The organism is uncultured Microscilla sp. (assembly GCF_947493425.1).
Lineage (GTDB): Bacteria > Bacteroidota > Bacteroidia > Cytophagales > Microscillaceae > Microscilla.
Genome location: NZ_CANLRP010000113.1, coordinates 19,427 through 28,183 on the forward strand (window position 1 = coordinate 19,427; position 8,757 = coordinate 28,183).

The 8,757-nt window shown below is 45.0% G+C and carries 3 protein-coding genes; 1 reads left to right on the forward strand and 2 read right to left on the reverse strand.

Annotated elements, in window-relative coordinates; all coding sequences use genetic code 11:
• Positions 1 to 577: 577 nt before the first annotated feature.
• A complete protein-coding gene (locus tag Q0954_RS23165) occupies positions 578 to 1,999 on the reverse strand; it encodes a SpoIIE family protein phosphatase (protein WP_299460938.1) in 1,422 nt (473 codons plus the stop codon).
• 421 nt (positions 2,000 to 2,420) lie between these two features.
• Between Q0954_RS23165 and Q0954_RS23170 the strand changes: the two genes are divergently transcribed.
• A complete protein-coding gene (locus Q0954_RS23170; RefSeq protein ID WP_299460940.1) occupies positions 2,421 to 5,147 on the forward strand; it encodes a valine--tRNA ligase in 2,727 nt (908 codons plus the stop codon).
• A gap of 169 nt (positions 5,148 to 5,316) precedes the next feature.
• On the opposite strand, the gene Q0954_RS23175 is transcribed toward Q0954_RS23170, so the two are convergent.
• Positions 5,317 to 8,448: a carboxypeptidase-like regulatory domain-containing protein gene (locus Q0954_RS23175; RefSeq protein WP_299460942.1), complete on the reverse strand. Its 3,132-nt coding sequence runs from the start codon at positions 8,446 to 8,448 to the stop codon at positions 5,317 to 5,319.
• Between the last annotated feature and the right edge of the window lie 309 nt (positions 8,449 to 8,757).

Here is an 8,757-nt window from a genome sequence, read left to right on the forward strand (position 1 = left end):
ATTAAAAGTAAAACCCTGACCAGTTTTGTGTCAGGGTTTTTTTATGTTCTTTGTTCTTTGTGGAGCCTTTAGCTGTTCTCTGTAGAGCCTTTAGCCTTTCTGTTCTTCGAGGAGGTTTAGCTGTTGGCTTTTCTGTTCTTCGTGGAGCCTTTAGCCTTTTTGTTCTTCGTGGAGCCTTTAGCCTTTCTGTTCTTGGTGGAAGTTCAGCCTTTAGCTTTTCTGTTCTTTGTGTAGTTTTAGCCTTTAGCTTTTTTGTTCTCTGTGTAGTTTTAGCCTTTCTGGTCTTCGTGGGGCTTTAGTTGTTAGCTTTTCTCTTTTTCGCAAATATGATAATTATCCGCGAGCAAAGGCTCAACCCTATTGTAGCTCAAGCAAAAGCTAAAAGCCCCCTACAAACAGTTAAACTAAAGCTAAAGGCTCCCTACAAACAGCCAAAATAAAGCTAAAAGCCCCCTACAAACAGCCAAAATAAAGCTAAAAGCCCCCTACAAACAGTTAAACTAAGGCTAAAGGCTCCCTACAAACAGTCAAACTAAAGCTAAAAGCCCCCTACAAACAGCCAAAAAAAAGCTAAAGGCTAATCGTAGCTCAAGCAAAATCCCATCACCAAAATATCGTCTACTTGTTCGTGGTTGCCTTGCCACTGAGTCAGGGTTTGCTCTAGGTGTTGTTTTTGAGCAGGCATAGGCAAAGTGTGGATTTGTTGCAAGGTTTCTCTGAACCGTTTACGCATAAACTTTTTACCCTCGCTCCCACCAAATTGGTCTTGATAACCGTCTGAGAACAAGTAAAAAGTAGTGGGTTTATCTAATGATACTATATGATTGGTAAAACAACGGTTAAACTCGCGTTGCTCTCCTCCTACCGAGTAAGAATCGCCCTTTAGTTGATGTAGTTGCTGGTCTTGAAAATAAATCATCGTATTACAAGCTCCTGCGTATTGCAAAGTTTTTTGGGCAAAATTGATGTGCACTACTCCCATGTCCATGCCGTCGCGGTTGAGGCTTTCTTTTTGCCGCAAGGTGTGCCTTATTTCTCTATGCAAACTATTGAGTATTTCGTGAGGGGCGTATATTTTCTCTTTGTTTACTACTTGCTTTAGCAGCGACTCACCTATCATACTAATGAGCGCGCCGGGCACCCCATGCCCAGTACAATCCATTGCCACCACAATGGCTTCGTGCTTATCGGGTTGGTGGGGGTGTATTTCAGTTAACCAATAAAAGTCTCCACTTACCTGGTTGCGGGGTTTAAAAAACACAAACGATTGGGGGAACACCCGCAAAATATCTTGTGGTCGGGGCAAGAGCAAAGTTTGTATGTTTTTGGCATAGCCAATACTCTCTGTCAACATCGAGTTTTTTTCGTGTAAATCTTCGTTCAAAGCCTCCAGTTCAGTTTTTTGGTCATTGATTTGGTGGTTTTGGCTCTTAAGCTGAAAGCTCTGTAAAAAGTTGCGACGGATGATCTCGTGACGGAACCTTGATACTACTACAAACATGACCCCAAGGGCAGTAGTAAATGCCAGCCCACTTTGGGGCAAAGGCACTTTGCCTGCATACACTACTATATATACTGTTACATTGAGCCCCACCAAGTACACCCAAAACAAGACACTTTGCCAGAAGGCAATCAGCGGAATGGCGCTCATTAGAATAAGGCAAGCCCCATTGGTAAATACAAAATTGACCATATCGCCCGGAACAGGACGGTAAGCCGACGAGGTAAGTACCGCTACCAAGGTTATATACATCACCCATTGCACCGGCACGCGTAGAGCATAAAAAATGAACAACCCCAAGGCTCCTACCATGGAGGGTATCAAACGAACCCAAACAAAGAAGGATTTTTCGGCGGAAGCCACCATAGAATAATCTGCCAGGGTACCAGGATAAAGCATAATAGTTAACGCTATTGTCCAAATACTTAGCCGCTGTCTGAGCCTTTGTTTTTCGTGAAGCCACTCTTCATGCAGGTGGTCTTCAATAATTGATTTCATACATAATGTTTTGCTGAAAGTAATCTGCCTGATTTGTATATGGTAGTGGTTGCAAGGGTTTGCTGGGTAGTAAAACGCCTTTTGGCAAATGAAGGAGCAATTGTTATCTGCATAAAACACAATAACTTAGCCGGTTTTGATAATATAGTTAAAATTGATAAAATACAAAGCTTTATGAAAATAAGTCAGCACATTGACAGGTACCACACTGACAACCAAGCAAATAAAACGCATAAAGCCTTGCCTGGATTTTTTACATTGGGTAAAAATTTCCTAACTTTGAAATCAATAATATTCCAATGCTTCTTAGTCTGATGTAACTCAACAACTTGTACTTACACAACAGCTGTTGAACATCGGCTGAATGCCGTGGATTATTGATAAAAATTCTATTATAGTCTTTTAAACATAATTAAGTAAAATGGGAAGTTCAACCCCAAAAACCGAAAAGATAGCCGAAAAGTACGACCCCAAAAATGTAGAGGGGAAATGGTACCAATACTGGCTGGATAACAAGTTTTTTAGTTCAAAACCCGATGACCGTGAGCCATATACTATAGTCATTCCGCCACCCAACGTCACCGGAGTCTTGCACATGGGGCATATACTGAACAATACCATTCAAGATGTGTTGATTCGGAAGGCACGCATGGAAGGCAAAAATGCTTGCTGGGTACCCGGCACCGACCACGCCTCTATTGCCACCGAAGCCAAAGTAGTGAGAATGTTGCGCGAGAAGGGCATCAAAAAATCGGAGATTGGGCGCGACAAATTTATGGAATATGCCTGGGAGTGGAAAGAAAAGTATGGCGGCATTATTCTTAAGCAGCTTCAGACTTTGGGCGCATCGTGCGACTGGGATCGCGAGGCTTTTACTATGGACGAGAAGCGTTCGGAGCAAGTATTGGATATTTTTATCAAGTTATATGAAGATAAAAAAATATACCGTGGCTTGCGCATGGTAAACTGGGATCCGGTAGGCAAAACCACCGTATCGAACGAAGAAGTAATCCATAAAGAAGAAGATTCTAAACTTTATTATATTAATTACCGCATTGCCGAGGGCGGTGGCTACGTTACAATTGCCACTACTCGCCCCGAAACTTTGCTGGGCGATACGGCGGTATGTGTAAACCCCGAAGATGAACGCTATAAGCACTTGATCGGCAAAAAAGCCATTGTACCATTGGTAAATCGTGAGGTACCTATCATTGGCGACAAGTATGTAGATACCAGCTTTGGTACGGGTTGCCTTAAGGTAACTCCAGCCCACGATATGAATGACTATGACTTGGGTAAGAAGCATAACCTTGAGGTGATAGACATTTTTAATGAGGATGCTACGCTCAACGAAGCTGCTCAGATTCATATTGGCAAAGATCGTTTTGAGGTGCGCAAAGACATCATCAAAGACTTGAAAGATGCGGGTTGTTTTATTGCCGAAATTCCTTACAAAAACAAGGTGGGAACTTCGGAACGTACCGGGGCAGTAATTGAGCCACGCTTGTCTAAGCAATGGTTTGTGGCAATGAAAGAATTGTGCGAGCCTGCGCTGGAAAACGTATTGAACAAGAACGTGGAGTTTCACCCGGCGTCGTTCGAAAACATGTACAAGTCTTGGATAGATGGTATTCAGGATTGGTGTATTTCGCGCCAGTTGTGGTGGGGGCATCGCATTCCTGCTTACTATTTGCCAGGCAATGACGAAGAGGAAGAGCGTTTTGTAGTGGCTAAAAACCTGGACGAAGCTTTTGAGAAGGCTCAAGCCATTGACCCAAACATCAAAAAAGAAGACCTTCGCCAGGAAGAAGACGTACTAGACACCTGGGCGTCGTCGTGGTTGTGGCCTATTTCGGTGTTTGATGCCGACGAATTAGATTATTACTACCCTACTACTACGCTGGTAACGGGGTTTGATATTATATTTTTCTGGGTAATGCGCATGATCATTGCCGGATACTATGTAAAAGACGAAAAGCCATTTAAGCATGTATACTTTACTGGAATGGTAAGGGATAAAATGCGCCGCAAAATGTCTAAATCGTTGGGTAACTCGCCCGACGTATTTAAGCTCATGGAAAGGTATGGCACCGATGGTTTGCGTTATGGTATATTGAGCAGTGCAGCGGCAGGCAACGATATTATGTTTGACACGCCTGTACCACCCGACAACGCCTCAGACGCAGTAAGAGAAGCGTTTTTTGAGGACAGCAAAAATCTGGATTCTAATATTTGCGAGACAGGACAAAAATTTGCCAATAAGATTTTCCAATCTTTCCGCTTGATCAATATGTGGGAGGTAGACGATAGTTTGCCTAACCCTAACAAGGTGGCGATGGAATGGCTTGAGGCAACTTTTAACCAAGAGTTGGCAGCTATTGAAAAGGGCTTGGGTGAGTTCCGTATTTCGGAGGCACTTACCAAACTTTATTCGCTGTTTTGGCACAATGGCTTCTGTTCCTGGTACTTAGAAATGATCAAGCCTGAGTATGACCAAGCCGCAGGTAAGTCTAAACCTATAGACGGTGAAACTTACCGATTTACGGTAGATTATTTTGAGCGTTTGCTCAATGCATTGCATCCATTTATGCCTTTTATTACCGAGGAGATTTGGCAATTGATCAAAGAACGTGGAGAAAAGGATACCATTTGTTTGGCAGCTTACCCCACGCCAGGTACCCAAAACCCTGAGTTGGTGGCGCAAGCTGAGGTAGCTTTTGAGGTAATTCAAGGCATTCGCGATATTAGAAACAAAAAAGGCTTGAAAAAACACGAACCTTTGAAGTTGATGATCAAAACGGATGCTCCAGAGTTGTTCAACAAGTTTGAGCAAATCATTCAAAAACTGGCGGCTATCTCAGAAATTGAGTTTGTAAACGACAAGGTAGCTGGTGCAGCGAGCCTAGTAGTGAAAAACCACGAGTGTTTTATCCCGTTAGAGGGCAAAATAGATGTGGAGCAAGAGCGCACCAAGTTAGAGAAAGAGTTGGAGCGCCATAAACGCAACTTGAACGCTTCTACCAATAAGCTCAAAAACGAGCGCTTTGTAAACAATGCCAAGCCCGCTGTAGTAGAGAGTGAGCGTAAAAAACTTGCCGATGCTGAAGCAGCCATCAAGGTATTGGAAGAGAGCTTGAGCAGTTTGTAGTTCTCAGCCCTAAGGCTTTAACGATAAATCCTTAGATACCGGTGTATATCAGTGCTACAAGCGATGCACACTACATCATATATATCAATAAGAAGGCAGCCTCCCGGCTGCCTTTTTTTATCTTCTTGACAAAGCCTGAGGCGATGAAGTTATTTTTTTAGTCACCCCCCTAAAACTTCATCATCACCGCCCCGCCTACACTTTTGGTTTGGGGCATATTGTACAAATCTACCCCAAAACCATTGCCTGTACCTGTGAGATTAGTTTCAGGATCGATGCCTGTATAGCGGGTGTCCAAAAACAAGTTACGTCCAATAAACGACAAAGTTAGCTCAGAAATTAACCAGTTTTTCAACCACTGAGCAGGCAAAGTATAGGCTATGGTCAATTCGCGCAAGCGCAACCACGAAGCATCCTGGAGGTTGGCTTCAGAAATGCCCGTCACACCATAAAAAGTAAAAGGGCTTGCTTCAGCTGCCTGGGTAGCATTAAGGTTATAAAAATTGACTGGAATATCGTTGGGGCTGCCGTCCAGCTTTACCCCAGGAAAAATATAGTTGTTGATCGTACGAGCCGCCGCCGCGCGTTGCGACATGCCGGCATAATCGAGGTTGGCTTGGGTAGCATTCCACATATCGCCTCCTCTACGAATATCCCACCGCATTCCTACGCTGACTCCTTTCCAGCTAAAATTGCTTTCAATGCCCCACAGCCAATCGGGTGTAGGGTCACCCACTGCCCCCGTCACCCCCAGAGTAGGCAAGCCTTGGTTGTTGATGATGAGTTCGCCCTGGTCGTTTCGCTGATAATAGGTGCCATATAATACGCCATAAGGTTGCCCATTACTCGCGCTCGAATAGGCGGGTCTTAAGCCATCAATGCCCCCCATATTGATACGGGCAACCTCGCGAGGCAAATCGCTTACTTTACTGTTAAACCGGGTAAGGTTAGCCGATACATACCAACGGACTGCTTTATTTTTGATGACCTCTCCCCCTAGCTGAAACTCCCAACCCTGGTTGTTAATCGTTCCTCCGTTGCTGAGCACATTGCCCCTGGTTACATCGTTTAAAGCAATGATTTGGTCAGTAGTAGTGGTTTGGTAATGGCTTACGCCTGCCCTCAGTCTATGATTAAACAAGGCAACACTGGCGCCATACTCTATAGTAGAGGTCATTTCGGGATTAAGGGCAGGCAAGTAGCTTGCGTTGGCGGTGCTTAGGTCAAGGCTGGTGGTGCCAAGCCCAAACAATAGTTGGGTACGATTGAGGTTGCCCTGGCCATAAGTATATACATCAGCATCGCTGGATATTTGGCTGTAGTGGGCGTTGAGCCTGAGTTGGCTGACTATTTTTGAGTTTTTGAAAAACAATGGGGCAAAGTCTATCCCCAGCCCTACTGTAGGTGTGAGGGTAGCCGCGTTCAGTACCGAATGATTGGCATTGACCAAGCCTACATCCAGCGTGAGCCCATCGAGGTAATTGAGCGAACCACTCAAGTAAACATTTCGCATGGAGCGTTCATCGGGCAGGCTAAAACGGTTTACTTCTACTCCATTGTCAAGCGAAAAATCGCCCCGTACCCGCAAAGGAGTCGCAAAGGCGCTGGTGTTGATCAATGCTTGTCTGTTTTGGAAATAGCCCACCCTGGCATCTACCGAGAGTTTGTTCCACAGCTTGGTGCGATAACTCAACTCAGTGGTAAAATAAAGGTTGTTCATCTCTAGGTTCTCTTCGGTAAAAGCCCCCAACAAAGAAGTAGAGCTTTGTATGTCAAACCCCACACTGCGAAGATCGCTGCGACTATCAACCGATACTTGCGTGGTAAACCGCCAATGCGGTGAAACTTTCCAGGTCAGGTCAAACTGCGCCAACTGCCCCGTCAATACGTCTCCATAAGGGTTGCGGTTGATAGAACCATAAGGATTTTCTATAAAAAAACTGCTGAAACTTCGTGGAGCACCGTTTGCCAATAGGGTAAAAGTAGAAGGGTTTCGGCTTGCCTCACGGCTAGAGCCGTTACCGTGGCTGTTGTCAAACGAAGGAGGAGTGCGCATTACCCCCCTTGGTATACTTGCTCCTGTATTGCCTTTGTATGCTCTTTGCCCCCTGGTATTAAACAGGTACAGCTTGCCCCCTATAGCAAGGTGAGGCGTTATTTTTTGGCGAATGCCTGCACTAAAATTATTGCGATAAAAACCAGTGGTATGCACAAAACCATTTTGTTGCATTCGCCCTGCCGCAAAGTAATACTGGCGGTTTTTGCTGCCTCCACTTACCGACAAGTGCGTGTCGAAAGTAAAACCTTGTACAAAAAAATCGTAAGGGTCATTGGGTGTAGCCGCCACACCTCCCGCTCGCAACGGCACCAAACTACCCTGCCTGCTATATAGAGTGGGGCGTCCATTGTATTGCAAATCAGCCAGGGCTGGTCCCCAGGCAAACTGTAACCTACTTTCGGGGCCAAAGTGTACCGACCTGCCGCTCACGGGCAAACCCTGGGCATACGTATTTTGTAATTCGGGGAGTTTGTTGACATTGTCGACACTAAACCGATTGTAAAATACCACGCGCGGCGAAGTATTTACCTTGCCTTTTTTGCTAGTTAAAAGTATTGCCCCGTTGCGGGCAAGCATGCCATACTTAAGCAAACGAGACGAAAACGAAGGAATGATTTCTACTGAGGCAATATCGTGTGGGCTTAAATCCATCAGACGATTGGTTTGGTCTACTCCCACCACCGAATTGCCCAGTGTAAGATTATTGACAGGCATTCCATCCAAAATAATCAACGGGCTGTTGTTGCCATTGATAGAGCGGTGCCCCCGCAACAGCAGTTGAGTAGCGGCACCCGGCGCTCCCGACGATGACGTAATCCAGGCACCAGCCACCCTATTTTGTATACTTTTAAATATATCGGTGGCATAAGTAAGTGCTTCAGGCTTGAGGGTGCGCACGGTATAGGTTTGGGGCGGTGTGGGAGCGGGTAGTTTTTGCAGTTCAATATTGACGAGGTGTTCTTGACCAATGACTTGGGTAACCGTAACAAAACCGGGTAAACTAAACACCAACGTTGAGCGACTAAAGGTGGGTAAGCTCAACTGATAAGTCCCGTTTGCCTGGGTAGTAGTAGCAAGCTTGCTCCCTTTTAACCATACTTGAACCTGGGGCATTCCTTGATTTTGGTAGGTTACTTTACCTTTGACCTGAACGCTGTCTTGTGACCAGGCAGGGCTGGCTAAAAATAAAACACAGGTAAAGGTAGCTAACAAATAAGAAGTGCTTAGATAGAAAAACTTCATAAACATTTTTTTATAGAACTCCTCCCGTTTTTTGTCCATTCCTAAGCCAAACACTTAAGAAAAACTCAAGGAGATAAAGTATATGCTGCAGTATTGGCTACAAGATAATTTTTTTGGTGAAAACCCTCACGTTACCCCAAGGTTTTATTTGGGGTAGTTCTACCACTGCACGTACTCTACCCAGCTTTTGGCTCGTAAACCCGGTTGTGGAGACACAAACCGAGACGAACACTCTTGAGCTCAGCAGAGTAAAACTCTAGCTTCGGTTTTCAAAAATACTGTCACCGCCTCAGCTCGTGTCTCCACGAG